Origin of the sequence: Pseudomonas eucalypticola (assembly GCF_013374995.1) — a bacterium.
Lineage (GTDB): Bacteria > Pseudomonadota > Gammaproteobacteria > Pseudomonadales > Pseudomonadaceae > Aquipseudomonas > Aquipseudomonas eucalypticola.
Genome location: NZ_CP056030.1, coordinates 1,975,538 through 1,997,737, shown reverse-complemented (window position 1 = coordinate 1,997,737; position 22,200 = coordinate 1,975,538). Strand labels below are relative to the sequence as shown.

At 65.3% G+C, this 22,200-nt stretch carries 23 protein-coding genes; 14 read left to right on the top strand and 9 right to left on the bottom strand.

The features are described 5' to 3' along the window. Positions 1-29 precede the first annotated feature (29 nt). A complete protein-coding gene (locus HWQ56_RS09265; protein WP_245217827.1) occupies positions 30-500 on the top strand; it encodes a hypothetical protein in 471 nt (156 codons plus the stop codon). Positions 501-863: 363 nt separating this feature from the next. Here the strand turns inward: HWQ56_RS09265 and HWQ56_RS09260 are convergent, their stop codons facing one another. Beyond that, positions 864-1,694, bottom strand: a complete 831-nt coding sequence (locus tag HWQ56_RS09260; RefSeq protein WP_176570269.1) for an AraC family transcriptional regulator — start codon at positions 1,692-1,694, stop codon at positions 864-866. A gap of 101 nt (positions 1,695-1,795) precedes the next feature. Here HWQ56_RS09260 and HWQ56_RS09255 point away from each other — a divergent pair, with 101 nt between their 5' ends. Then, entirely contained in the window at positions 1,796-2,701 is a 906-nt protein-coding gene (locus tag HWQ56_RS09255; RefSeq protein ID WP_176570268.1) for a DMT family transporter, read from the top strand. Between the two features lie 83 nt (positions 2,702-2,784). Here the strand turns inward: HWQ56_RS09255 and HWQ56_RS09250 are convergent, their stop codons facing one another. From HWQ56_RS09250 to HWQ56_RS09235, 4 genes are all read right to left on the bottom strand, one after another. After that, positions 2,785-4,098: a c-type cytochrome gene (locus tag HWQ56_RS09250; protein WP_176570267.1), complete on the bottom strand. Its 1,314-nt coding sequence runs from the start codon at positions 4,096-4,098 to the stop codon at positions 2,785-2,787. 14 nt (positions 4,099-4,112) lie between these two features. Continuing rightward, positions 4,113-5,717: a GMC family oxidoreductase gene (locus HWQ56_RS09245; RefSeq protein WP_158155451.1), complete on the bottom strand. Its 1,605-nt coding sequence runs from the start codon at positions 5,715-5,717 to the stop codon at positions 4,113-4,115. Then, positions 5,710-6,243 (bottom strand): sugar dehydrogenase complex small subunit, encoded by a 534-nt coding sequence (locus HWQ56_RS09240; RefSeq protein WP_176570266.1) that lies wholly within the window; start codon positions 6,241-6,243, stop codon positions 5,710-5,712. Before HWQ56_RS09240 ends, HWQ56_RS09245 begins: the two co-directional genes overlap by 8 nt. Before the next feature lie 129 nt (positions 6,244-6,372). Next, entirely contained in the window at positions 6,373-6,834 is a 462-nt protein-coding gene (locus tag HWQ56_RS09235) for a GlcG/HbpS family heme-binding protein (RefSeq protein WP_158155455.1), read from the bottom strand. 285 nt (positions 6,835-7,119) lie between these two features. Here HWQ56_RS09235 and HWQ56_RS09230 point away from each other — a divergent pair, with 285 nt between their 5' ends. The 4 genes from HWQ56_RS09230 to ada all read left to right on the top strand — a co-directional run bounded on the left by HWQ56_RS09230 (position 7,120) and on the right by ada (position 9,872). Beyond that, positions 7,120-7,461: an FKBP-type peptidyl-prolyl cis-trans isomerase gene (locus tag HWQ56_RS09230; RefSeq protein ID WP_176570265.1), complete on the top strand. Its 342-nt coding sequence runs from the start codon at positions 7,120-7,122 to the stop codon at positions 7,459-7,461. 95 nt (positions 7,462-7,556) lie between these two features. After that, positions 7,557-8,105: a cupin domain-containing protein gene (locus HWQ56_RS09225; protein WP_158155459.1), complete on the top strand. Its 549-nt coding sequence runs from the start codon at positions 7,557-7,559 to the stop codon at positions 8,103-8,105. Positions 8,106-8,219: 114 nt separating this feature from the next. Continuing rightward, positions 8,220-8,726: a hypothetical protein gene (locus HWQ56_RS09220; RefSeq protein WP_158155461.1), complete on the top strand. Its 507-nt coding sequence runs from the start codon at positions 8,220-8,222 to the stop codon at positions 8,724-8,726. 105 nt (positions 8,727-8,831) lie between these two features. After that, the gene (gene ada / locus HWQ56_RS09215) at positions 8,832-9,872 is read left to right on the top strand and encodes a bifunctional DNA-binding transcriptional regulator/O6-methylguanine-DNA methyltransferase Ada (protein ID WP_176570264.1); all 1,041 of its coding nucleotides are present in this window, start codon (positions 8,832-8,834) and stop codon (positions 9,870-9,872) included. Here ada and HWQ56_RS09210 read toward each other — a convergent pair whose 3' ends face one another. Together HWQ56_RS09210 and HWQ56_RS09205 are read right to left on the bottom strand one after the other, a co-directional pair. Further along, positions 9,873-11,993, bottom strand: coding sequence for a hybrid sensor histidine kinase/response regulator (locus HWQ56_RS09210; protein WP_176570263.1), 2,121 nt, complete (start codon positions 11,991-11,993; stop codon positions 9,873-9,875). Between the two features lie 132 nt (positions 11,994-12,125). Continuing rightward, positions 12,126-12,773 carry a Dps family protein gene (locus HWQ56_RS09205; RefSeq protein WP_199267102.1) on the bottom strand — a complete coding sequence of 216 codons (648 nt, stop codon included), beginning with the start codon at positions 12,771-12,773 and terminating at the stop codon, positions 12,126-12,128. A 272-nt stretch (positions 12,774-13,045) separates the two neighbouring features. On the opposite strand from HWQ56_RS09205, the gene HWQ56_RS09200 reads away from it, so the two are divergent. From HWQ56_RS09200 to HWQ56_RS29035, 8 genes are all read left to right on the top strand, one after another. Further along, positions 13,046-14,107, top strand: coding sequence for an NAD(P)-dependent alcohol dehydrogenase (locus HWQ56_RS09200; RefSeq protein ID WP_158155467.1), 1,062 nt, complete (start codon positions 13,046-13,048; stop codon positions 14,105-14,107). Between the two features lie 195 nt (positions 14,108-14,302). Next, a complete protein-coding gene (locus HWQ56_RS09195; protein WP_176570262.1) occupies positions 14,303-15,484 on the top strand; it encodes a Gfo/Idh/MocA family protein in 1,182 nt (393 codons plus the stop codon). A 25-nt stretch (positions 15,485-15,509) separates the two neighbouring features. Then, positions 15,510-16,712, top strand: coding sequence for a sedoheptulose 7-phosphate cyclase (locus HWQ56_RS09190; protein ID WP_176570261.1), 1,203 nt, complete (start codon positions 15,510-15,512; stop codon positions 16,710-16,712). 9 nt (positions 16,713-16,721) lie between these two features. Next, entirely contained in the window at positions 16,722-17,813 is a 1,092-nt protein-coding gene (locus tag HWQ56_RS09185) for an ROK family protein (protein WP_158155472.1), read from the top strand. Beyond that, positions 17,810-18,976: an alcohol dehydrogenase catalytic domain-containing protein gene (locus HWQ56_RS09180; protein WP_176570260.1), complete on the top strand. Its 1,167-nt coding sequence runs from the start codon at positions 17,810-17,812 to the stop codon at positions 18,974-18,976. Before HWQ56_RS09185 ends, HWQ56_RS09180 begins: the two co-directional genes overlap by 4 nt. Continuing rightward, complete coding sequence (locus HWQ56_RS09175; RefSeq protein ID WP_158158179.1) at positions 18,964-19,731, top strand: SDR family NAD(P)-dependent oxidoreductase; 768 nt, start codon at positions 18,964-18,966, stop codon at positions 19,729-19,731. The genes HWQ56_RS09180 and HWQ56_RS09175 overlap by 13 nt, the downstream gene beginning before the upstream one ends. Beyond that, positions 19,728-20,486 carry a TIM barrel protein gene (locus HWQ56_RS29040; protein WP_245217826.1) on the top strand — a complete coding sequence of 253 codons (759 nt, stop codon included), beginning with the start codon at positions 19,728-19,730 and terminating at the stop codon, positions 20,484-20,486. Before HWQ56_RS09175 ends, HWQ56_RS29040 begins: the two co-directional genes overlap by 4 nt. Positions 20,487-20,503: 17 nt before the next feature. After that, a complete protein-coding gene (locus tag HWQ56_RS29035) occupies positions 20,504-20,668 on the top strand; it encodes a hypothetical protein (protein WP_245217825.1) in 165 nt (54 codons plus the stop codon). A 24-nt stretch (positions 20,669-20,692) separates the two neighbouring features. Here the strand turns inward: HWQ56_RS29035 and HWQ56_RS09165 are convergent, their stop codons facing one another. Together HWQ56_RS09165 and HWQ56_RS09160 are read right to left on the bottom strand one after the other, a co-directional pair. Continuing rightward, on the bottom strand, positions 20,693-21,106 hold the full coding sequence (locus HWQ56_RS09165) for a MerR family transcriptional regulator (RefSeq protein WP_158158182.1): 414 nt from the start codon (positions 21,104-21,106) through the stop codon (positions 20,693-20,695). A gap of 105 nt (positions 21,107-21,211) precedes the next feature. Beyond that, positions 21,212-22,111 carry an NAD-dependent epimerase/dehydratase family protein gene (locus HWQ56_RS09160; RefSeq protein ID WP_176570258.1) on the bottom strand — a complete coding sequence of 300 codons (900 nt, stop codon included), beginning with the start codon at positions 22,109-22,111 and terminating at the stop codon, positions 21,212-21,214. Positions 22,112-22,200: the final 89 nt, after the last annotated feature.

Below are 22,200 nucleotides of genomic sequence, written 5' to 3'. Positions count from 1 at the left end.
CACGAACACGAAGCTCTGGAGTCCGCACCATGAAAGGTCCTATCGCCGCCCTGCTTGCCCTTGCCCTGGCCACTGGCTCGGTCATGGCCGCCCCGCGTCCCAGCGACGACGAAGGCATGTTTCGCCCGGCGACCCAGGTCTCTTCCGTGACCCTGCGGCACTCCCAGAGCGTCGGCGTGATCCTCAACGAGCGCACCCAGGCGGCCCTGTTGCAGCGCGACGGCACTACCCGCGCCGCGCTGGAAGCCGTGCGCGGCTCGCTGCAGCAGCACTTCAGCGCCGTGCAATTTTATTCCAGCCTGGACAAGGTCATGGCCGCCCGGCCTGACGTGATCGTCGTGCTCAAGAGCGCTAACCAGCACGGCGCCTTCCTGCAGGCACAGTTCTTCGATGCCAACCTGACCTACATCGGCGAAGTGCGCAGTAACGATGCCCGGCAGACGGCGGCACTGGCGCAGTTCGACGCTTCGCTGAAAGCGCTGGTGGCTACGGCGGACTGAGTACAGGGCTCTGGCCCCTGTGGGACCTTGTAGCAGCGGACCTGGCCGCGTCGCAGGCGCTGCGTAACATCAAGCACACCGCGTGCCCGGTCGACGCGGCCAGGTCCGCTGCTACCGGGCCATGGCAACCCTGTGGGACCGCGAACCTGGCGTGTCCCGGCGCTGCGTAACATCAGGCGCACCGCGTGCACCGTCGACGCGGCCAGGTCCGCTGCTACCGGGCCATGGCGACCCTGTGGGACCGGGCGAAGCTCGGGAAGGGGCCCGCCAGATCGACCGCGTTGTCCGCTTCCCGAGCTTGCGCCCGGTCTACAACGGCACACGTGCCCAAGCTGCGTTGCGTCGGGTACACCGCCCCAGCCGCTACGGCGATGACAACCGCAGGCCACTGCTTGACAGCGTCGGGCCGTTGCCCTTGCGGTATTCGTCGGGCGTAGTGCCAGTCATGCGCCGGAACATGCTGATGAAGGCCGAGGCGCTGCTGTAGCCCAGGTCCAGGCCAATGGCTTCCACGGTGTGGCCCTGCTCCAACTTCGCCAGGGCCTCCACCACTTTCAGGCGCTGGCGCCATTCTGCGAAGGTCATCCCCAGATCCCGCTGGCAGCGGCGTACCAAGGTGCGTTCCGTCGTGTTCACGGCTTTTGCCAATTCGGGTAACGAGCGGCTGTCCCCAGGGTTGGCTTCCAGGGCTTGCAGCACCGGGCCCAGCAAGGGGTCGCTGGAACTCGGCAAATAACTGCCGGCAACGGGCGCGCGGGCCAGGCAATCGACCAGCACCTGCAACAGGCGCTGTTGCTCCTCGGTTTGCGGCAGGGCGGGCGGGTCGACCCGCAGTTGCTCCAACAGGGCGCGGATCAATGGGCTGAGGGTCAGGGCGCAATGGCCGGTGGGCATGCGCACGCATAACTCCGGGGCCAGGTACACCGAACAATGGCAAGCCGCATGGCGGTTGAAACTCAGGTGCTCAGCCTGGGGCGGCAGCCAGATGCCGTACTGCGAGGGCGACAGATAATGATGGTTGTCGATCTCGATCTCCATCACCCCGCTGAACGAATAGACGAACTCACCCCAGGCATGCCGGTGGCGTGGGTAGGTGGCACGCGCCGGCACGCAGGCCGAACGGAAGAAAATCGGTGCCGGCAGTTCATAGCCGAAATACGGGAGCGGCTGGTGATCGGTAAGGTCTGTTTTCATGGATGGCGGAACAATGGGATCGACTGTCAGATTCAAACTATATCTATAAAACCCGTCACCGGCATAATGACTGCACTTATTCCGACTACAGGCAGTTTCCTATGCAACCGCGCAGCGCGCTGGATGGCCGGGCCAGCGGCATGATGCTGGTCTTGTGCGCCATCTGGGGCTTGCAACAAGTGGCCATCAAGTCGATCGCCACCGACATTTCCCCCATTCTGCAGATTGGCGTGCGCTCTGGCGTGGCTGCCCTGCTGGTGGCCGCGCTGATGTTCTGGCGCAGCGAGCAACCCAGGGCCGGCGACAGCCACTGGTTACCGGGGCTGGCCATCGGCGGGCTGTTTGGCCTGGAATACCTGCTGGTGGGCGAAGGCCTGCGCCATACCACGGCGTCGCATATGGTGATATTCCTCTACACCTCACCCATCTTCGCCGCCCTGGGGCTGCACTGGAAGTTGCCCGCCGAGCGCCTGAAGGCGCCGCAATGGGGCGGCATCGCCCTGGCGTTCCTGGGCATCGTGGTGGCTTTCAGTGGCCATGGCGGCGCGGGCACCAGCAGCCTGCTGGGCGACGCCCTGGGGCTGGCCGCCGGCGCCGCGTGGGGCGCGACCACGGTGGTGGTGCGCACCAGCCGCTTGTCCTCGGCCCCTGCGACCCAGACCCTGCTCTACCAGTTGCTGGGCGCTTGCGTGTTGCTGGTGGCCGCGGCCCTGGCCATGCACCAGGCCAGGGTGAACCTCACGCCCACGGTGCTGGCCAACTTGACCTATCAGGTGCTGGTGATGTCGTTTGCCAGCCTGCTGGCGTGGTTCTGGCTGCTGCGCACCTACCTGGCTTCGCGGCTGGGAGTGCTGGCGTTTCTCACACCGCTGTATGGCATCGGCTTCGGGGTATGGCTGCTGGACGAGCCACTGGAGGCCAACTTTTTGATGGGTGCCGGGTTGGTGATGGTGGGGATCTTGTGTGTGAGTGGGTATGAGTGGTTCGCGCAGCGCCAGGCGGGCTAGGCGTGCCGGTTTCATCATTCGCGCACCCCTGAATAAAAAAGGCCGACCCCATGGGGTCGGCCTTTTCCACATCTCACATCACCTCACAGCTTATCGCCTTCCAGCACCACGGGCGGCCGGCGCTGCCCCAGGTCGTCACGCAACTTGGCCACCTGCTTGGCATCGACCGTGGCCGCGGCGGGGTTGCCGAACTGGGTGAACACGTAGTTGGTGACCTGGGCCACCTGTTCGTCGGTCAGGTCTTCGGCGAACGACGGCATCAGGATGTCGCCCTTCTCCATCCTGCGGTTCACCGACCCCAGGATCACCGAAACCACGTTCTTGGCATCCGCCGCACCGGTGGTGGTGTGGTTGAACAGCGCAGGGTACGCACCGAAACCGCTACCAGCCCCCTGGCCCTTGGCGCCATGGCAGGTGGCACAGTTGCCCATGAACAGGGCACGGCCCGGGTCCTGGGCCAGCACCAGCGGGCTCTGGCCGCGCAGGCCGACGTAGCCGTCGCTGGGCTTGCCGAAGCTGGAACGCGAACCTGGCTGCTTGTCGTCGGCCAGGGCCGGCACCGACTGCAGGTAGGTGGCGATGGCCGTCAGGTCAGTGTCGGGCAGGTACTGCAGGCTGTGCTCGATGGCCTCGGCCATCGGGCCCGACGCGCTGGCCCGGCCGTCGACGTGGCCGGTCTTGAGGTAGGTGACCAGCTCGGCCTGGGTCCAGTTGCCGATGCCGGCGACCTTGTCCGGGGTGATGTTGTAGGCCACGAAGCTGCCCAGGTCGCCACCGGCGAACGGCTTCTTGGTGTCCATGCCCATGGTCAGGTTACGCGGCGTATGGCAGGTACCACAGTGGGCCAGGGCTTCGACCAGGTAACGGCCCTGGTTCCATTCGGCGGTCTGGCTCGGGTCGGGCTTGAGCTCGCCGGCCTTGAAGTTGAAGAACTTCCAGAACGTCATGCCCCAACGCTGGTTGAACGGGAACGGCAGGTCGGTTTTCGGCGATGCCTCGGCCACCGGTGGCAACGACATCAGGTAGGCCTTGATGGCCAGCACGTCGTCGCGCGACATCTTGGTGAACGAGTCGTAAGGCATGGCCGGGTACAGCTGTTCGCCGTCCTTGCCCACGCCGTCGCGTACCGCGGCGACGAACTGGTCGTCGGTCCAGGCGCCGATGCCGTGCTGCTTGTCGGAAGAAATGTTGGTGCCGTAGATCACCCCGAACGGCGTGCCTACGGGGTAGCCGCCACCGAAAGCCTTGCCCTTGGCCGTGGTGTGGCAAGCCGTACAGTCAGCCGCGTGGGCCAGGTATTCACCGCGGCTGATCAGCGCCGAGTCGGCCGGCTGTTCGGCCGCCTGGGCACCCAGGCTGGCCACGAGCGGGAGAACCGCCATCAGGAATTTTTTCATGGAGAGCTCCCGGTTCATGCCAATGCCTTGAGCACGGTGTCTGCCATGCGCAGTGCCAGCGCGGTGCCGGTCAGGGTCGAGTTGACGATGGCGGCGGTCGGCATCACGCCGGTGCCGGCCATGAACAGGTTTTCGTGTTCGTGGCTGCGCAGGTCACGGTCCACCACGGACGTGGCCGGGTCCGCGCCCATGCTCAGGGTGCCAGTGATGTGCTGGTTGTTGTCGTACACGCCGCGTTTGCTGAACACCACTTCAGTACCGCCCATGGCGCTGGCGATTTCCCTGTACACGTCGATGGAGTGGTCGTAGCCCTTGTGCACGTACTCCGGGAACTTGTAGTGCACTTCAATGCGCGGCAAGCCCCAGGCGTCCTTCTCGGTCTTGCTGAGCATGACGCGGTTGTCGCGGTCGGGCAGGATTTCCATCATGCCCTTGAGCAGCACGTAGTGGTCGGCCTGGTACTTGAGCTTCTCGTTCAGCGCCTTGCCGTAGTAACCCTGCTTGATCAGGCGCTCGGTCAGCATGCGCGTCGGGTTGGTGTTCGCCAGGTCAATACGCAGGCCCGAACGGTCGGCACGGAAAGCACCGTCACGGATGTTGTTGATGCTGCTGGGGCGCATCGGGCCACGGCCGAAGTAGATCGGCTCGTCGGCCAGGAACTCCACGGACGAACCGGGGTGGTCCATCAGGTGGCGGCCCACCATGTCATTGCTGTTAGCCACGCCGTTGGGCAGGCGGTCGCTGGTGGACATCAGCAGCAGCTTGCTGCTTTCGATGGCGTTGGCGGTGAGCACGAACTGCTTGCCGGTGACCTTGTGGCTGGTCTTGTTGGCGTCCAGGTAGTGCACCGCCACGATGCGGCCCTTGTCGTCGGCTTCGATGCGGTAGACCACGGCGTTGGCAACGATGCGCACGCCGGCGTCCAGGGCTTTGCGCGCGGCGATGCCACCGTGGTACTGGGCGTCGATCGGGCACACGGGCATGCAGTTGTTGTTACCGCAGCAGGCCGGGCGGCCGTCGAACGGCACGCTGTTGCGCGCCTGCGGGCCGATGCCCACTTCGTAGCCCAGGCCCTTGAGGCGCTGCTTCATGCGCTCGAAACCGTAGGGCAGCGGGATGCCTGGCAGCGGGTATGGCTGGGAACGTGGCGAGCCCAGGTCGCTGTCGCCAGACACACCCATCTGGAACTCTGCGTCGCAGTAGTAAGGCTCCAGCTCTTCGTAGCTCAGCGGCCAGTCCACGCCCACGCCATACAGCGACTGCAGTTTCATGTCGTTGGGCAGAATACGGAACGCCTGCCCCGCCCAGTGCCAGGTGGTGCCACCGACGCCGCGCAGGTAGGAAGCCAGGTACGGGTCCGGACCTTTCTGGATCAGGTAACCATTGTCCACCGGCTGGAACTTGGGCTGTGGCGCCCAGGGTTTTGGCGGGTAGGGTTCGGTGAAGTCGCCCTTGAGCGGGCTGTTGCGGAACAGCTCCACGGCCTCGTCACGCTTGATCTCCGGGCCCGACTCCAGCATCAGTACCGAAGCGCCGGCCTTGGCCATTTTCAGCGCCGACAGGGAACCGGCGATGCCGGCACCAATGACGACTACATCTGCACTGAGGGAATCAGACATGGGCCACGCTCTCGGACTGGGGAGGTTGAATCCAGAAATTCGGTTCGCCAGCGCAGTAGCTCGGCGGGGTAAAGGACGTGCTCAGCAATTGGTAGCTGACGATGGTCTCGAAGCCGATGCAGGTGGGGCTCATCTTGTTGCCCACCACACCCAGGTACCAACCACCCAGCAGGGCCTGGTACAGCGCCACGACTTCGGCCGGCTGGGCCGCCAATTGCGCCTGGAAAGCCTCCGGCGTGGCGGCCTGATTGGCATCCAGCAGCGCGTTGAGGGCGCTCAGGTGGGTAGCCAGTTGTGCATCCGCGTGGGTCAGCCAGTCATACAGACGCTGGCCCAGTTGCAGGTCGGGCTTGTCGATGCCGGTCAGGCGCATGGACAGCGCGAGGAAGTCGGCGGGCAAGGTCAGGGTGCCGGTCAGCGGGGCGCTGGCGAAGGCATTGGACACCAGCAGGGTCTTGCCCAGCGCCCCGGCAGCCACGAGGCTGGAGGCACCGAAGACCAATTGGCGTCGGCTGAGGTTCATCATGGTTGATCGTCCGTTGTGATCTCATCCCCGGTAGCCGAGGCTCCAGGGCTTTTAGTGTTGTGCACAGGGGGGCGCCACGACTGGCCAGGGCCTGTCGTGGTACCGGTTGGAACAGGACCGCGGTAGCGGTTATTTCAGGGCTTGTGCCGCGGTTTCGCTGGCCTGGTTGTCCAGGGCCTGCACCGGGGTGCTGACGCCGACGGCGCCGACCACTTCACCGTTCAGGGTCAGCGGGTAACCACCGCCCAACGCCACGGCGTGGGGAATTTCCAGCACCGTGGTCTCGCCTTTCTGCAGGCGGTCCATGAACTTGACCGAGGGGGCGCGGTACAGCGCCGAAGTGCGGGCCTTGCCGATGGACGCGTCAACGCAGCCCAGCGGCGCGCCGTCCAGACGCTCGAACGCCAGCAAGGTGCCGGAGACGTCGACCACCGCCACGCAACCGAAGCTCTTCTGCGCAGCCAGGCTGGCCTTGACGCTGCTGATTACCTGCAGGGCCTGGGCGTTGTCCAGTTGCGAGTGGGTGGCGGCGAAGGCGCTGGAAGAGGCGATGGCCAGCAGGCCGGCGGCGAAAAAAGAGTGCAGTTTCATAGGGTTGCCATTGCTGTGGACGGTACGCAATTGTAACCAACTAGTTAGTTCACTAAATATCCATGTTTGTGCAAATCATTGTTACCGGTTAGCGAACAATTGCCGCATTGACTTTTTTGGAAACCCTCTGAACCGACCCCTTCAAGCCAGGGGGTGGCCCCATGGAGTCCGTCGCAACCCCTGTCGGACCGAGCTTCGCCCGGTCTCGCACACCGTGGATCAGCGCGAGCCAGTCCGGATAAAATTGCGTAAACTGCTCACCCCGAACAACCCAAGGCCCCCTGCATGACCACCGAGCTTCTGATCGAAGACCTGCACCCCGGCACCGGCAAGGCCGTGGTCAAGGGCGCGCTGATCACCACCCAGTACCGCGGCACACTTGAGGACGGCACCGAGTTCGATTCCTCTTGGTCCAGGGGCAAGCCGTTTCAGTGCGTGATCGGCACGGGCCGGGTCATCAAGGGCTGGGACATGGGCCTGATGGGCATGCAGGTCGGCGGCAAGCGCAAGCTGTTCGTCCCTGCACACCTGGCCTACGGCGAGCGCAGCATGGGCGCGCACATCAAGCCCCACAGTAATCTGCTGTTCGAGATCGAGCTGCTGGAAGTGCTGACCCGCGACGACTGACGCCACCACCGCCAAAACGGCTTGACCTGCACGCCGCGACGGTTATAAAGGTCAGGTTATTTTCGACATGAAACCCTCTGAACAATAAGGCACCTATGGATACCGGAACACGACTGAAGTTGGTGCGCGAACGGTTTCAACTGTCCCAACGGGAACTGGCACGCCGCAGCGGCGTGACCAACTCGACCATTTCCAATATCGAGCAGAACCGCGTCAGCCCGTCGGTCAGCTCGCTGAAGAAGCTGCTGCAAAGCATCCCCATGAGCCTGGCCGACTTTTTCACCTTCGACGAGCCGCCCAAGCAGGAGCGTTTCGTGTTCCGCTCCGACGAACAGCCGGACCTGGGCCGCGAAGGCCTGCGCCTGCTGCTGGTAGGCGCTACCCTGCCCGGGCGCGACATGCGCATGTTGCGTGAGCTGTACGCGCCCGGCGCGCATTCGGGCGACGAGTTGATCGTGCACAATGAAGGCGAGGAATGCGGCGTGGTGACTCGCGGTACCATCGAGCTGACCATCGATGGACAGACCAGCATTCTCAACGCGGGGGACGGGTACTACATCCCCACCACCCTGCCGCACCGCTTCCGCAACATTGGCCAGGACGAAGCCGAAGTGATCAGTGCCAACACGCCGGCGAACTTCTGAGGCGAGCCCGCCATGAATAGTTAATGCAGCGGCGATCGCGCGGCATGTTCAGATGATGCCGGGGACTCCCCCTCACATCATCTTCAGACTTGCCACAAGGCAAAAGGAATTGCCATGAACGCATTGATCGGGAAATCGTTTGACACCCAGGTTTTCATCTTCACTCCTGGACATTATGGCTTCATTGGCGTCACCGACGACGCGCCCTTCGACAACGGATGGCTTATCCGGACGGGTACCTCCCGCGGCTCAGTGTCGCTGCGGTTCAACTACCGCGCTCATACCGAAGACCGCATTCTGTTCGATATCGAAGGCGGGCAGGCGGCCGGCGAGTACACAGGGGCCAAACTGGGGCTCAGCAGCAACGGCTACCTGGGGTTTTACCGCAAGGCAGCCGTCACCGAGCCGTGGAAAATGGAGGTACTGAGTTATTCGCCAAAGACTGGCCAGTTGTTTTTCCAATGGCGCGACAGCGACGGCTACAGGGTCTCGTTGCGCCAACCCTTCACCACCCCTGCCAGCATCCTGACCGGGCAGAATACCCACCGACTGCACCTGGTGGCCGGCCCTGGTGATGGTGAAGTCGTACAGTTTTGCGCCACGGTAAAGGATTTTCTCTGAACAAAGTGGTGTCAGGGCTGGGGGAATTGCCGCGCAAGACTCGGAGTGTTTGCAACGCCCCGTGGGGGTAAGCTGCAAACCTGTTCAACAGCAAGGCGTTCTCCCATGAGCCCCGTACACGAAACCGACCCCCGCTGGCAGGCGGTGCTGGCCCGCGACGCCAGCGCCGCCAACGCGTTTGTCTACGCGGTGCGCACTACCGGCCTGTACTGCCCGCCTGGTAGCCCGGCCCGGCCGCCTCGGCGGGAAAACGTGGAGTTCTTCGACACCCCCGAGCAGGCAGAAGCCGCTGGCTATCGTCCCAGCCGCCATGCCTTGGCCGGGCGTGCCCAGGCCAGCCAGGCTGCGCTGGTGACGCGCGCCTGCCAACTGCTCGACGCCGCTGCCAGCCCGTTGCCCTTGTCCCACCTGGCGGCCGAGGTGGGCTTGAGCCCCTACCATTTCCATCGGCTGTTCAAGCGCATCACCGGCCTGACCCCCAAGGCCTATGGCGATGCCCGGCGTGCCCAGCGGGTGCGCGAGCAACTCAAGCCCGGCGGCTCGGTCACCGACGCGCTCTATGAAGCGGGGTTCAACTCCAATAGCCGGTTCTACGAGTCGAGCAACCAGCGCCTGGGCATGAAACCGTTGCAATTTCGCAATGGCGGGGCGCGGGCTTCCATCCGTTTTGCCCTGGGCGAGTGTTCGCTGGGGGACATTCTGGTGGCCGGCAGCACGCGTGGCATTTGCGCGATTCTGTTGGGGGACGACCCGGAGCAGCTCTTGCGCGAACTGCAGGACAGTTTTCCCAACGCCGAACTGATTGGCGCCGATGCGGCGTTCGAGCAGTGGGTGGCGCAAGTGGTGGGCTTCGTCGAGGCCCCGGGCATAGGCCTGGACCTGCCACTGGATGTACGCGGCACGGCCTTCCAGGAGCGGGTGTGGCAAGCGCTGCGCAGCATCGAGGTGGGGGCTACGGCCAGCTACGCTGAAGTCGCGCGGCGCATTGGCGCGCCGACCGCCACCCGCGCGGTGGCCCAGGCCTGCGGCGCCAACCGCCTCGCCGTGGCCATCCCCTGCCACCGGGTGGTGCGCAGCGACGGTGGCCTGTCAGGCTACCGATGGGGGGTGGAGCGCAAACGCCGGCTGCTGGAGCGCGAACGCTGATCACGTGCTCGCTTGCAGCACCTGGCGCACCATGGCCGTCAAGGCGTCGGGGCTGTAGGGTTTGCGCAGCAGGTGCTGGTGGGGTGCCAGCTGATTGTTGCGCGAGATGATATCCCGGGTGTGGCCCGAGGCGAACAGTACCGGCAACGGTGGCGTACGCGCCTGGGCCCAGGCCGCCAAGTCGGCGCTCTTGACCTGCCCAGGCATGACCACGTCGGTGAAGATCAGGTCCACCCGCAGGCCATCGAGCAGGAAGCGCATGGCAACGTCGCCGTTCTCGGCGGTGACCACCCGGTAGCCGGACTGCTCAAGCAGTTCGGCGGCGGTGATGCGGACCTGGTCGTCATCCTCCACCACCAGAATGGTTTCCTCGCCCTGCAACAGGCGCGGTGGAGGAGCCTGTTCTTCCTGGGCTTCAGCCGCCTCGCTGCGCGGAAAGTACATCTGCACCGTGGTGCCCTGCCCCTCGGTGCTGAGGATGTCGACATACCCGGCACTTTGCTTGACGAAGCCAAATACCATGCTCAGCCCCAGCCCGGTGCCGTGCCCGTCGGGCTTGGTGGTGAAAAACGGTTCGAAGGCCTTCGCCAGGGTGGCCGGCGCCATGCCCACGCCATGGTCGCGCACGGACAGGCGCACGTAGTCGCCGGGCTGAATTTCCTTGCCGGCGCAGAACTCGGCCCCCAGCACCAGGTTGTCGGCACTGATGGCGATCACCCCCTCGCCATTCATGGCATCGCGCGCATTGATTACCAGGTTGAGCACCGCGTTTTCCAGCTGGTTGCGGTCAACATGGATACACCACGGCTGGTCGGGGACCTGCATGCTCACCCGCACGGTCTCCCCGAGCGCCCGCGCCAGCAGTTCGCCCAGCCCGTCGGACAGGCGCCGCAGGTTGTACACCGCCGGTGACAGTTGCTGGCGCCGGGCAAAGGCCAGCAACTGCGAGGACAGCTTGGCGCCCCGCTCCACCGCCGTGATGGCCGCCGCCACCCGCTGCTGCACCCCGGGGTTGTCGCGCTGCTGGCGCGCCAGCAGGTGCAGGTTGCCAGCGATGACCTGCAGGACATTGTTGAAGTCGTGCGCCACGCCGCCCGTGAGGCCGCCAATGGCTTCCAGTTTCTGTGATTGGCGCAGGCGCTCTTCAGCCTCGGAACGGGCGCGCACTTCCTGCTCGACACGCTGCTCCAGGTCGCGCGTCAACTGCACCAGCGCGCTTTCGGCGACCTTGCGTTCATGGATGTCGATCAGCACGCCAGGAAAACGCAAGGGCCGGCCCTGGTCGTCATAGTCGCAACGGCCGCTGGCGAGCACCCAGCGGTACTGCTCGCCCTGGCCGTGGCGAACGCGGTACTCGGCGGTGTACGGCCCACCGTCGCGCACGGCCTCGTCGATCAACGCACGAACGCGCCCGCGGTCGTCCTCGTGCACCCGCTGCATTGCAATGCCTGAGGGCAGCCGATTCAGGTCATAGGGCGCAGGGTAGGCGAAAGTACGCGCGAAACGCTCATCGCCCGAGAGGAAGTCCAGTTGCACATCCCAGACGAAAGAACCCAGGACCGCACCGGTGTTGAGCGCCATCTGCAAGCGCTCGTTGGTGGTGCGAAACGCCGCTTCGGCCTGCTCGCGCGCCCGTTCCGACAGCACGTGGGCGCTGGTTTCCACGACGATGGCCATGACCCCGGCGGGGCTGCCGTCGTCCCCCGGCACGGGGCTGTAGTACAGGTCCATCCACACGTCTTCGGGCACACCGCTGCGCAGCAGTACCAGTTCCTTGTTGCGATAGGACAGCGTGCCGCCGGCCAGGCAGGTATCGACGACGTTGCGGTTGAAGTCAGCCACCTCGGGCCAGCCCAGTTCCACGGGGGAACCCAGCAGGTAGGGATGACGGCCACCGGCGAACACGGAATAGGCATCGTTGTAGATCATGTAGCCGTGGCGGCCCCACAGCATCACCAGCGGGACCGGCGACGCCAGCAGGAACTGCACCGCCATGCGCAAGCTGGTCGGCCAGTGCTGCAAGGGGCCGAGCTCGGTCACCGACCAGTCGAAGGCGCGTATGCGCGCGGACATTTCGCCGCGCCAACCCTCGCAGCCGAAGTGTTCGGAAAGAAATTGCATCGCTTGACTCAAGCCTCTTGAGCAGTGATTACCGGTTGAGTCTAGCGCCGCGGCAGCGCTCTTGTCGGAGCGGGCTGCAGGACCGGTGGGTCCTGCAGCTGCACCTACAGAGCAGGAGCGGGTTGTGAGGGATCAGTGACCGGTGGTCACGTCACCCTGGCGGCTGGTTTCGAACAGGAACCAGGTGCGCTGCTCGGTTTCGTCGATCCAGTTCTCGATCAGGCTGGCCGTGGCGATGTCGTTGTACTTGTCGCACAGCTCGTGGACCTCGCGCATGTAGGCGGCCAGGCCCTTGTTGTCACCCTGCAGCTCGGAGAGCATGTCCAGCGGCTGGACGAAATCGGCGTCGTTGTCGAGGATGGACTTCAGGCGCGCGATGTGGCCGATGGAACGCAGGGAGTTACCGCCGATCTTGCGGGTACGTTCGGCGATGGCGTCGACCATGGCGAAGATTTCGGTGGCGTGGTCGTCCAGCAGCAGGTGGTAGTCACGGAAGTGCGGGCCGCTGACGTGCCAATGGAAGTTCTTGGTCTTGAGGTACAGGGCGAACACGTCGGCCAGCAGTTTGTTCAGCGCGCCGCTGAGGTCGCGGGTGGCGTCGCTGCCCAGGTCGGTGGGGGTGGCCAGGGCACGTACGCGGTTCTTCAGCGCAGCAGACTTGTCCACTGCTGCCTTGGGGGTGGCAGGCGCCTTGGCGGCTACCGGCTTGGCCGCCGCGGCTGGCTTCTTGGCCGCTGCAGGTTTCTTCACAGCAGCGGGCTTCTTCGTTGGGGTTGCCATTGCAGTAGTTCTCCTAAGGTCTTGGAGCGGAAGATTCATGCAGCGGCCGCCTGTGCCGACGACGCGCTGATCTCCCAGCCTAACAGGTCGCTTTCCAGCAACTCAATCTGATCATTACCTTGGGCTAAGGTTTCATCATTTCAAGGCACCGGGGCACGGCACGAACAATGGCATCATTGGTCGGTGAAACGGTTCAGGGCACTTTAGCGCGACTATGCTGTTCCAAGTTTTTTCACGGCCTGCTCCAGGCCATCCCCACCGAGGTGACCGTCATGCCCCAGACGTACAGCTATGCCGCGCAACACGCCAGCGACGCCCTCAAGCCTTACCGCTTCGAGCGTCGCGCCCCGGGCGCCGATGATGTACAGATCGACATTCTCTATTGCGGAGTGTGCCACTCCGACCTGCACACCGTGCGCAACGAATGGCACAACACCCTGTATCCCTCCGTGCCTGGCCACGAAATCGTTGGCAAAGTCACGGCGGTGGGCGCCAATGTGAAAAAATTCAAGGTGGGCGACCTGGCGGGCGTCGGCTGCATGGTCGACAGCTGCCAGCACTGCGCATCCTGTGCCGAGGGTGAAGAGCAGTATTGCGAAAACGGCTTCACCGGTACCTACAATGGCCCGGTGTTCGGCGGCGAGAACACCTTCGGCGGCTACTCCGACCATATCGTGGTCAAGGAAAAGTTCGTGCTGCGCATCGCCCCCACCGACAACCTGGCGGCGGTGGCGCCACTGCTGTGCGCCGGTATCACCACCTACTCGCCGCTGGCGCACTGGAAAGTGGGGCCGGGCAAGAAAGTCGGCGTGGTCGGCCTCGGCGGCCTGGGCCACATGGCCGTGAAGATCGCCCATGCCATGGGCGCCCATGTGGTGCTGTTCACCACCTCGCCGAACAAGCGTGAAGATGGCCTGCGTTTGGGCGCCGACGAAGTCATCGTCTCCAAGGACGAGCGACAGATGGCCACCCAGGCCAATCAGCTGGACTTTATCCTCAATACCGTGGCGGCGCCGCACAACCTCGACCCGTTCCTGGCGCTGCTCAAGCGCGACGGCACCATGACCCTGGTCGGTGCGCCGGACTCACCGCACCCTTCGCCCACGGTGTTCAACCTGATCTTCAAGCGCCGCAGCCTGGCCGGTTCGTTGATCGGTGGCATTGAGGAAACCCAGGAGATGCTCGACTTCTGCGACAAGCATGGGATTGTCTCGGACATCGAATTGATCGCGATCCAGGGCATCAACGAGGCGTATGAGCGCATGCTCAAGGGCGATGTGAAGTACCGCTTCGTCATTGACATCGCCACCCTCAAGCAGGAAGCGGCGGCCTGACCTTCCTCACCTTGCCGGGTACCAGGCGCTTGGCTGCGCCGGGTACCCGGCCATACAGAATTTCCCTCCCCTCCGAAGCAGCACCCGACGCCTCGGCCTGAAGGGCCGACGAAAATATTTGCACAAAGCCATTGACCTTCACAGCGCTGTCAAGGGTGCCATGTGCCTGCAACCTCATTTACAGGAGCACGGCCCATGAACAGAACCACCCCTTGGCGAACCGGCATGGTCGGTGCCGGCTACATGGCGAAGTTGCATAGCCTGTCGATGAATAACCTGGCGGGTTTGAGCCAGGACCCCCGTGACCGTTTCGAACTGGTGCGCATTGTCGATAGCGACCTGGCGGCGGCCGAGCAAGAGGCCGGGCGCTGGGGCTGGAAGGCATTCGGCGATGACTGGCGGCAGGTGACCCGCAGCGCCGACATCGACGTGGTCAGCGTCGCCACGCCCAACGACCTGCATCATGAAATATGCCTGGACGCCTTTCGTCATGGCAAACATGTGCTGTGCGAAAAGCCCTTGGCCACCAGCGCCCGGAGCGCCTTGGAACTGGCCCGGGCGGCCCACGCCAGTGGCCGGGTGCACCGGGTCAATTTCACCTATCGCAGTTGGCCGGCCATCGCCCAGGCCAAGGCCTTGATCAGCCAGGGCGCGATTGGCGCCGTGCGCCATTTCGAAGGGCATTTCTTCCAGGACCACAACAACGACCCCACCATCCCGCTGCACTGGCGCTTCCGCCAGGGCCCGGCCGGTGCAGGCGCCCTGGGCGACGTGGGCGCACATATCATCGACCTGGCGCGGTTCCTGGTCGGCGAGGTCGACAGTGTGGTGGCCACCACCCAGCGCTTCATCGATCAGCGCCCCTTGCCCCACGACCGTCAGCGCCAGGGGGCGGTGGAGGTCGACGACCTGGCGTGCGCCCTGGTGCAGTTTCGCAGCGGCGCCAGCGGCACGCTCAAGGCCAGCTGGGCGCTGCCCGGCTACAAGAACGATGTGTACTTCGTGGTAGTGGGCGAGCACGGCGCGATCCGCTTCAGTTGGGAGCGCAGCAACGAACTGCAGGTGTTCGACAGCGCTGACGCTGCCCCTCTGTCCGGGTACCGCACCATCCCCCTGGGCCGTGCCCACCCCGGCGCCGAGCTGTTCTGGTTCCCGGCCTTGGGCGGGGAGCAGGACGTGGGTGTCACCGCCCAGGGCATGGGCTACGGCGATGCGTTCGTGCTGGGCTTTCGCGATTTCAGTCAGGCGTTGCGCCAAGGCGAATCGCCGGCCCCCAACTTCGTCGACGGCCTGCGGTGCAGTGAAATCACCGACGCCATCCTGACTTCCGCCCGCGAGCGCTGCTGGATCGACGTGGACCACGCGCCTGTCGCCTGACCTTCCCTTCAAGCAGGAGTGCACCATGAACACAATCACCGCCCCCCTGTCGAGCGCTGAAGCCACGCTGCCTGCGCGCCGGCCCGCGGCCTGGCATGTCGACGCCAGCCAACCTGTGCATTTCAGCGTGCGCATCGCCCATGGCCTGCTGGAACCTGCCAACCCGCTGCTGGCTCAGCAGTGCGGGGGCACGCGCCATACCCCACAACGCCGACTGGTCGTGGTGGACCGCAATGTCGACGCACTGTATGGCGAAGCATTGCGTCGTTACTTCGACCATTGGCGAATCCAGGCCACATGGCAGGTACTGGATATCGATGAAAGCCACAAGACGCTGGAGCACGCCCTGGTCATCGTTCAGGCCATGGAGCGCATGGGCCTGCTGCGGCGCCATGAAACCGTCGTCGCCATCGGCGGTGGCGTGCTCACCGATCTGGTCGGCTTTGCCTGCAGCCTTTACCGCCGCGGAGTACCGTACCTGCGCGTGCCCACGACCCTCATGGGCCAGATCGACGCCGGCATCGGTATCAAGACGGGGGTCAACCAGGGTGGCCATAAAAACCGCCTGGGCAGCTACTTCGCCCCAGCCGGGGTGCTTATCGACCCTGGCTTTCTGGCCAGCCTTGACCAACGCCACCTCAACAACGGCGTGGCGGAAATCATCAAGATGGCCCTGATTGACGACGAACAACTGTTCCACGCCCTGGAAAACACGGTCGGCCACATGGCTCCCGGCGCCTGGGCGGCCCCGGGCGGCCCCCTTGCAGCCGTCATGGAACGCGCCATCAACGGCATGCTCGCGCATTTGATTCCCAACCTGTGGGAACAGGAACTCTCGCGCAGCGTGGACTTCGGCCATACCTTCAGCCCGGCCCTGGAGCTGCACGCCAAACCGGTGCTGCTGCACGGCGAGGCCGTGGCCGTGGACATGGCTCTGAGCCTGGGCCTGGCGACCGGCCGTGGCTACCTGAGCCAGGACGAAGGCGTCAGAGCCTTGCGCCTCATCGAGCGGTGCGGGCTGCCCATCCAGAACCCGGTGTTCAACCTGGCCCTGCTGCAACAGGCCCTGGCACAGGCGGTCCAGCACCGTGACGGCCAGCAGCGGCTGCCGCTACCCGGCCCCCTGGGCCACTGCGTCTTCGTCAATGACCTGCGCCCCGAGGAGTTGGCCAACGCCCTGGCGTGGCTCACTCATTACCGCGCGTCCACCGAGCGCCTGAGCGCCTGAGGGGTAGCCATGCACACCGTCCCACTGCGAGCCACTGCCGCGAGTGACCCCGCGCCGCCGACCTTGGTCTTCGATATTGGCGGCACCTGGTTTCGGTCGGCGCATTTCAGCCCCGGCCGCCCCCTGGCCCAGGTACAGCACCGCCCGGCGCTCAGTTTTCACAGTGACCGCCAGGCCAGCCCCGCCTCACTCAAGGAGGGCCTGATCGCTTATCTGGTGGACACCGCCGTGGGCCAGGGTGCGCGCCAGTGTGGCGTGTCCCTGGGCGCCGCCATGGACGCGCGCAGCGGCCAGGTCTACGGCTCCGGCCCGTTATGGGGCAGCGACAGCGGCACGCTGGACCTGCCTGGCGAGTTGGCACGCCGCACCCCCGGCATGCGCTGGCAGGTAGCCAATGACGTCACCTGCGCCCTGCTGCACTACGCCAGCCAACTGGCACCCCAGTCGCCACCGCTGCGCAAGATCATGCTGATTACCGTGAGTACCGGCATCGCCTGTCGCACCCTGGACCTGCGCACTCGGGAGGTGCCCGTCGATAGCTTCGGCCTGCAGGGCGAGATCGGCCACCTGCCCGTGGCACCACCCCAATGGGCACCGCGCCGAACCGTGGACCTGCGCTGTGACTGCGGTGGCCACAACCACTTGGCGGCGTTCAGCTCCGGCCGCGGCCTGCGCAACCTGCACCGGGCGCTGCGCGACCAGGGCCACCCCCTGTGGGCGGGGTCGTTGCTGGCCCGCCTGCGCGCCGCCGGTGCCGCGCATGAAGCGGCCCTGGCCGAGGCGCTGCAGGCGGGTGACCCTTATGCCTTGATGCTGCTGCACCTGAGTACCCGGGCCATGGCCGACACCCTGCGGTGCGCCCTGGCGCTGGACCCCGAGCTGGACCGGATCGTGCTGACCGGTGGCGTCAGCACCCACCTGGGCGAGCATTACCTGAGGGCCCTGGCCTCCCATTTTGACGAAGCCGGACTGTACCTCACGAGCAGGTTCGACCCCGGCTACATCATGAGCCGAATCGTTATCGCCACCCCCGGCAGCGCTGATGGCCTTTACGGGGCGGGCCTGCAGATGCGCGAAATGGCGCGGGAGTGGACGCCATGAGCACCTCTCCCTTGGCTATCGTCCGCTACCCCCGCCACTTAACCTTGCGTGAGCGTCCGCTGCCAGCCCTGCACGACGGTGATCTGCTGGTCGCCCCCCTGCTGGCAGGGCTATGCGGCACCGACCTGCAGGTGCTGCGCGGTGAGCGCCATGACCCGGCCAGCGTACTGGGACATGAAGGCGTAGTGCGGATCGTCGCCTGTGGTCGGTCGGCAGGCGCCCACTGGCAGCCTGGCCAGCACGTGATACTCAACCCCACCCACCCCCACGACCCAGCCCAGTTGCTCGGCCACTTGCAGGACGGCCTGTTCCAGCAACGCCTGCGGGTGCCCGCCGGCCTGGTCGAAGCCGGGTTGGTGGTACCGTTACCGGTCGACTTGCCCGCGCCTCTGGCCACGCTGATAGAGCCGCTGGCCAGCGTGATCTACGGCCTGCAGCTGATGGCCCGGCACAAACGCCCGGGACCACTGCTGGTGTATGGCGATGGCACCATCGGTCACCTGGTGGCGCGGTGCGCGCGCGCCCTGCTGGGGCCCGACAGCCCGGTGCTGCTGATCCACAACAGCCTCAGCGGCCTGCAATGGAGCCAGCACCATGCATTGGCCCACACCCGTTGCCTGCTGCGTGACGACCCTAAGCTGGACGCGCGGTTGCGCCACAGCGGTGCCACCGCTGCCGTGCTGGCCACCCCCCGCAACGCCACGCTGCGCAGCCTGGCACACGCCTTGGACTACCTCGCCGATGACGCCGTGATCGATCTGCTGGGGGGAGTTGCCCGCGGCAGCCCTCTGGCCGAGCTGCCCGACGTCGCGGATTTGGCCGCCGTTCGCGCGCTGAACTGCGGCGGCTTGCCCGAGCAAGGTGCATTCGTCCACACACGGGATCGCTGGCGCCGACCCCGCGTGCTGTTTGGGCACCGAGGCGTCGCCACTTGCCATCTGGTAGACAGCTGCCGCTGGTTGGCACGCCAACCCGAACTGTTCATGCCTCTGGTCACTCACCAGGTGCCCCTGGAAGAAGCGGCGGCCCTGATGCAGCAGATCGCCAACAGCCACGACCGGCTTCTGCACGGGCGCCGCTTCGTGAAAGTCGCCATCACCATCAACCCCTGCCCCGCGATTTTGCGGGCCACTCCCGCGGAGGCGATGCCATGCACCCCGTAAGCAGCGACGTTCCTTGTGTCTTCGTGATAGGCGGCTCGGCAGGCATAGGCCGGGCCATTGCCCAGGCGCTCCTGGCCGAGGGCGCCCAGGTGGTGGTGTTCAGCCGTTCCGATCCACTTGCCTACCCAGGCCTCGAAGGGGCGCACTGGTGGCCCCTGGACCTGACGCGGGGTGACGACAGCCGCCGCGAACTGGCACGGGCCGTTACCCGCTTCGGTTCACGCCTGGCAGCGGTGTTCTACAGCGCGGTGGCTTATGGGCCGCGGCGCGCGCCGCTGCTGGAGGTGCTCGACAGCCAATGGCGCGAGCAACTGGCCACCAACCTCGAGGGCCTGTGGCACACCCTGAGCGCCACCTTGCCGGCCCTGCTGGCGCGCCCACCCGGACTGTTCGTGGGGCTGTCCTCGGAAGTGGTCTACAACGGCGGCCCGTTACGTGCCGGTTATGCCGCCACCAAGGCCGCAGCCTCGAACCTGCTGCAGTCGGTGGCACAGGAATACCCCGAGTCCCAGGTGCGTGTCGTGCAGTTGCTGCCGGCTGAAATGGTGGACACCCCCGGTATCCGCAAGCGCCGTGATGCCAGCTTCGACTGCAGCGGCTACATGAACAGCGCCTGCTTCCAGACCGTGGCCGTTCAGTTGTACCGCACGCGGGGCTTTGGCGCCCATGGCCGAGCACTGGTGGTAGACGCCCATAGCCAGGTGCGCGACGTGAACCAGCACCTGCCCGCCTCCCAAAGCCGCCAGCCGACATGAGCCCAGACGTGCCTTTGGGCCTGGTGGACTGGCGGCTGCCCGTGAGCGCTGCCGAGGCCGTGGCCGTGGCGGCCAACCTGGGCGTGAACCACTTGCAGGTAGACCTGGGCGGACCCGGACGTGCGCCGCCACTGGCCCCCCGGCTGCCCCGGCTGCTTGATGCCTGCCGCGACCACGGGGTGGGCATTGATGCCGTAGCGTGCAACCGCCTCAACGACCTGGGCCTGCATGATCACCACCATACCGAACGGGTCAGGCAGACCCTGGCGCAGGCCGTGGCGGTGGCGCATGCCCTGCAGGCGCCAATGATACTGGTACCAGGGTTTCGTCGAAGTTGCGTCCGCAGTGTCGAACACCTGCGCGACACCGGCCGCCAACTGGCCTGGGCCTGCGACCTGGCGCAAGCCCGGGGGCTGGAAGTGGCCTACGAGGGCGATCTGGGTGCGGCGCCGAGCCTGGCGCTGATGCGCCAGGTAGGGCGCCGTAACTTCAAGCTATTGCTGGACCCCGATAACCTCATGCGCGCCGGGCATGCGCTGGCGCCACTGCTGAAGACACTGACGGGGCGCTGGTGCGGGCAAATCCACATCAAGGGCGCGATGCCTACCCCGGCGTGCCTGAAACGATGGCTCGACAGCGTCGACAGGCCGCCCGCTGGCTGCGTTTTTTTCCTCGAAAACGACTATCGCCAGGGCCTGGACGGTCTGGCGGCCGAGCTGCGCCAATTGGGCGCGCTATTGAACCACCTGAGCTAGCGGCCAAGTGGCTAGGCTTGCCACCCTCGGACTGCCTGGCCGTGGAGGATGCCCCTGCCGGGCTGAGGGCCGCCCATGCCGCTGGCTGCCAGGTACTGGCGGTCGCCACCACGCTGGCGCCCGCGGCATTGAGCGGCGAACGCTGGAGCAACGACCTGCACGGCCTGGAGGTACTCGGGTGAGTCCCAACAGCTTGCAGCTGCGCATCATCCCTGCTGAAGCCTGGGCGTCTCAGCCTCCAGGTTCTGGTTGGCAACCGGCAGGACGTCGACCTGGCCCAGGTCACTCAGGTACTGGTCGATGATTCTCAGCGCCCGGCGCTGCTCATGGATTGCATTCACCACCTGGCGGCGCTGTTCACGCAGCGCCGCCACCAAAGGGGAATCGGCCTGAGGCAAGGGTACCTCCGCCACCAGCGGCGGAAGAATCCGACGGATAACCTCCAACGTCATGCCCGTGGCCTGCAGCGTGACGATGTGCGTCAACCGTACCTGGTCGACGCGGCGGTATTCACGGTAGCCGGACGCGCGGCGCACCGGCCGCAGCAACCCCTGGTCCTCGTAGTAGCGCAACATTCTCGGGCTGATTCCACTCTGGCGAGCCAATTCACTGATCAGCACACACACTCCTCGCACTACCTTTACCCAACCGGGCGCTGCAGCCCGCAACGGTGCCAAAGCTCCCCCCGCGCCACCACGCCCCTTGTTCCTACGCCTGCGCGGCCCTCAATGGCTCAACCACGCCAGCAGATCACTGTGCTTGGGAACCCACCCCAAGGCCCGGGCACGGTCGGCACATACGCGGATGTTGGAGCCCAGGCCATATTCGGCCTCCTGAGGATCATCGAAACAGCAGCTCTTCAGCAGATAGGCCATGGACTTGGACTGCGCCGGAGCGAGGAAGCCCATCTGGTAGCCCAACACCTGGGCCAGATCCTTCATGGCCACCTCACCGTTCTCGGCGTAGAGAAAGGTGCCTGCCGCCGCCTTGTCGATCATCAGCAGGCACAGGCTGACCAGGTCTTGAATATGCACATGGGCGGTGCGGTTCTCGCCAAGGCCGGCATACACCGCCACCCCATGCTTGCGCGCCAACGCTTGCAGCAGGGGTATCTGGATAGACTGCTTGCGCAGGCCCAGGCCCAGGCCCTCGCCGTAGACCAGGGTGGGGCACACTACCAGACTATGCACACCGCCGCGCGCGGCGTCCTGCAACGCATGATCGATGGCCACGCGGCCCACCTTCTCCAGGCGCGGCTTGGGGGGTGCATCCTCGCTCCAGCGGTGTTCACTGAATGCTCCCCCGGCGCGATCCCCCACCACGCTGGCACCGCTGACATGCAAGACCTTGGTGGCGGTTCCCTTGAGCGCATCCAGCAAGGTACTGACCACGTAGGCGTTATCGGCATCCGCTGCATTGACCACCAGGTCGGCGTCGCGCGCGTGGGCCGCGACGATTTCAGTATCGAACAGGCTCCCGAGCACCGGTATCACCCCCAGCCTGCCCAATTCCTTGACGTGATGGTTGGTACGCACAAGGCCCCGCACTTCATAGCCGCGCTTGAGCAGCGCAACGGCTAGCGAGCCGCCGATGTACCCGGTGACCCCGGTTACGAACGCTTTCATCTGTGACACTCCCCTGTCTTTGGCCGTATTGGGCTAACTAACAGACTAGAGGGTTAGTCATTGCGGAGAAACCCAGGTATGGTTCCAGT

Coding starts and splice junctions, on each gene's coding strand:
- HWQ56_RS09265 (WP_245217827.1), top strand. CDS start 30: ATGAAAGGTCCTATCGCCGCCCTGCTTGCCCTTGCCCTGGCCACTGGC.
- HWQ56_RS09260 (WP_176570269.1), bottom strand. CDS start 1,694: ATGAAAACAGACCTTACCGATCACCAGCCGCTCCCGTATTTCGGCTAT.
- HWQ56_RS09255 (WP_176570268.1), top strand. CDS start 1,796: ATGCAACCGCGCAGCGCGCTGGATGGCCGGGCCAGCGGCATGATGCTG.
- HWQ56_RS09250 (WP_176570267.1), bottom strand. CDS start 4,098: ATGAAAAAATTCCTGATGGCGGTTCTCCCGCTCGTGGCCAGCCTGGGT.
- HWQ56_RS09245 (WP_158155451.1), bottom strand. CDS start 5,717: ATGTCTGATTCCCTCAGTGCAGATGTAGTCGTCATTGGTGCCGGCATC.
- HWQ56_RS09240 (WP_176570266.1), bottom strand. CDS start 6,243: ATGATGAACCTCAGCCGACGCCAATTGGTCTTCGGTGCCTCCAGCCTC.
- HWQ56_RS09235 (WP_158155455.1), bottom strand. CDS start 6,834: ATGAAACTGCACTCTTTTTTCGCCGCCGGCCTGCTGGCCATCGCCTCT.
- HWQ56_RS09230 (WP_176570265.1), top strand. CDS start 7,120: ATGACCACCGAGCTTCTGATCGAAGACCTGCACCCCGGCACCGGCAAG.
- HWQ56_RS09225 (WP_158155459.1), top strand. CDS start 7,557: ATGGATACCGGAACACGACTGAAGTTGGTGCGCGAACGGTTTCAACTG.
- HWQ56_RS09220 (WP_158155461.1), top strand. CDS start 8,220: ATGAACGCATTGATCGGGAAATCGTTTGACACCCAGGTTTTCATCTTC.
- ada (WP_176570264.1), top strand. CDS start 8,832: ATGAGCCCCGTACACGAAACCGACCCCCGCTGGCAGGCGGTGCTGGCC.
- HWQ56_RS09210 (WP_176570263.1), bottom strand. CDS start 11,993: ATGCAATTTCTTTCCGAACACTTCGGCTGCGAGGGTTGGCGCGGCGAA.
- HWQ56_RS09205 (WP_199267102.1), bottom strand. CDS start 12,773: ATGGCAACCCCAACGAAGAAGCCCGCTGCTGTGAAGAAACCTGCAGCG.
- HWQ56_RS09200 (WP_158155467.1), top strand. CDS start 13,046: ATGCCCCAGACGTACAGCTATGCCGCGCAACACGCCAGCGACGCCCTC.
- HWQ56_RS09195 (WP_176570262.1), top strand. CDS start 14,303: ATGAACAGAACCACCCCTTGGCGAACCGGCATGGTCGGTGCCGGCTAC.
- HWQ56_RS09190 (WP_176570261.1), top strand. CDS start 15,510: ATGAACACAATCACCGCCCCCCTGTCGAGCGCTGAAGCCACGCTGCCT.
- HWQ56_RS09185 (WP_158155472.1), top strand. CDS start 16,722: ATGCACACCGTCCCACTGCGAGCCACTGCCGCGAGTGACCCCGCGCCG.
- HWQ56_RS09180 (WP_176570260.1), top strand. CDS start 17,810: ATGAGCACCTCTCCCTTGGCTATCGTCCGCTACCCCCGCCACTTAACC.
- HWQ56_RS09175 (WP_158158179.1), top strand. CDS start 18,964: ATGCACCCCGTAAGCAGCGACGTTCCTTGTGTCTTCGTGATAGGCGGC.
- HWQ56_RS29040 (WP_245217826.1), top strand. CDS start 19,728: ATGAGCCCAGACGTGCCTTTGGGCCTGGTGGACTGGCGGCTGCCCGTG.
- HWQ56_RS09160 (WP_176570258.1), bottom strand. CDS start 22,111: ATGAAAGCGTTCGTAACCGGGGTCACCGGGTACATCGGCGGCTCGCTA.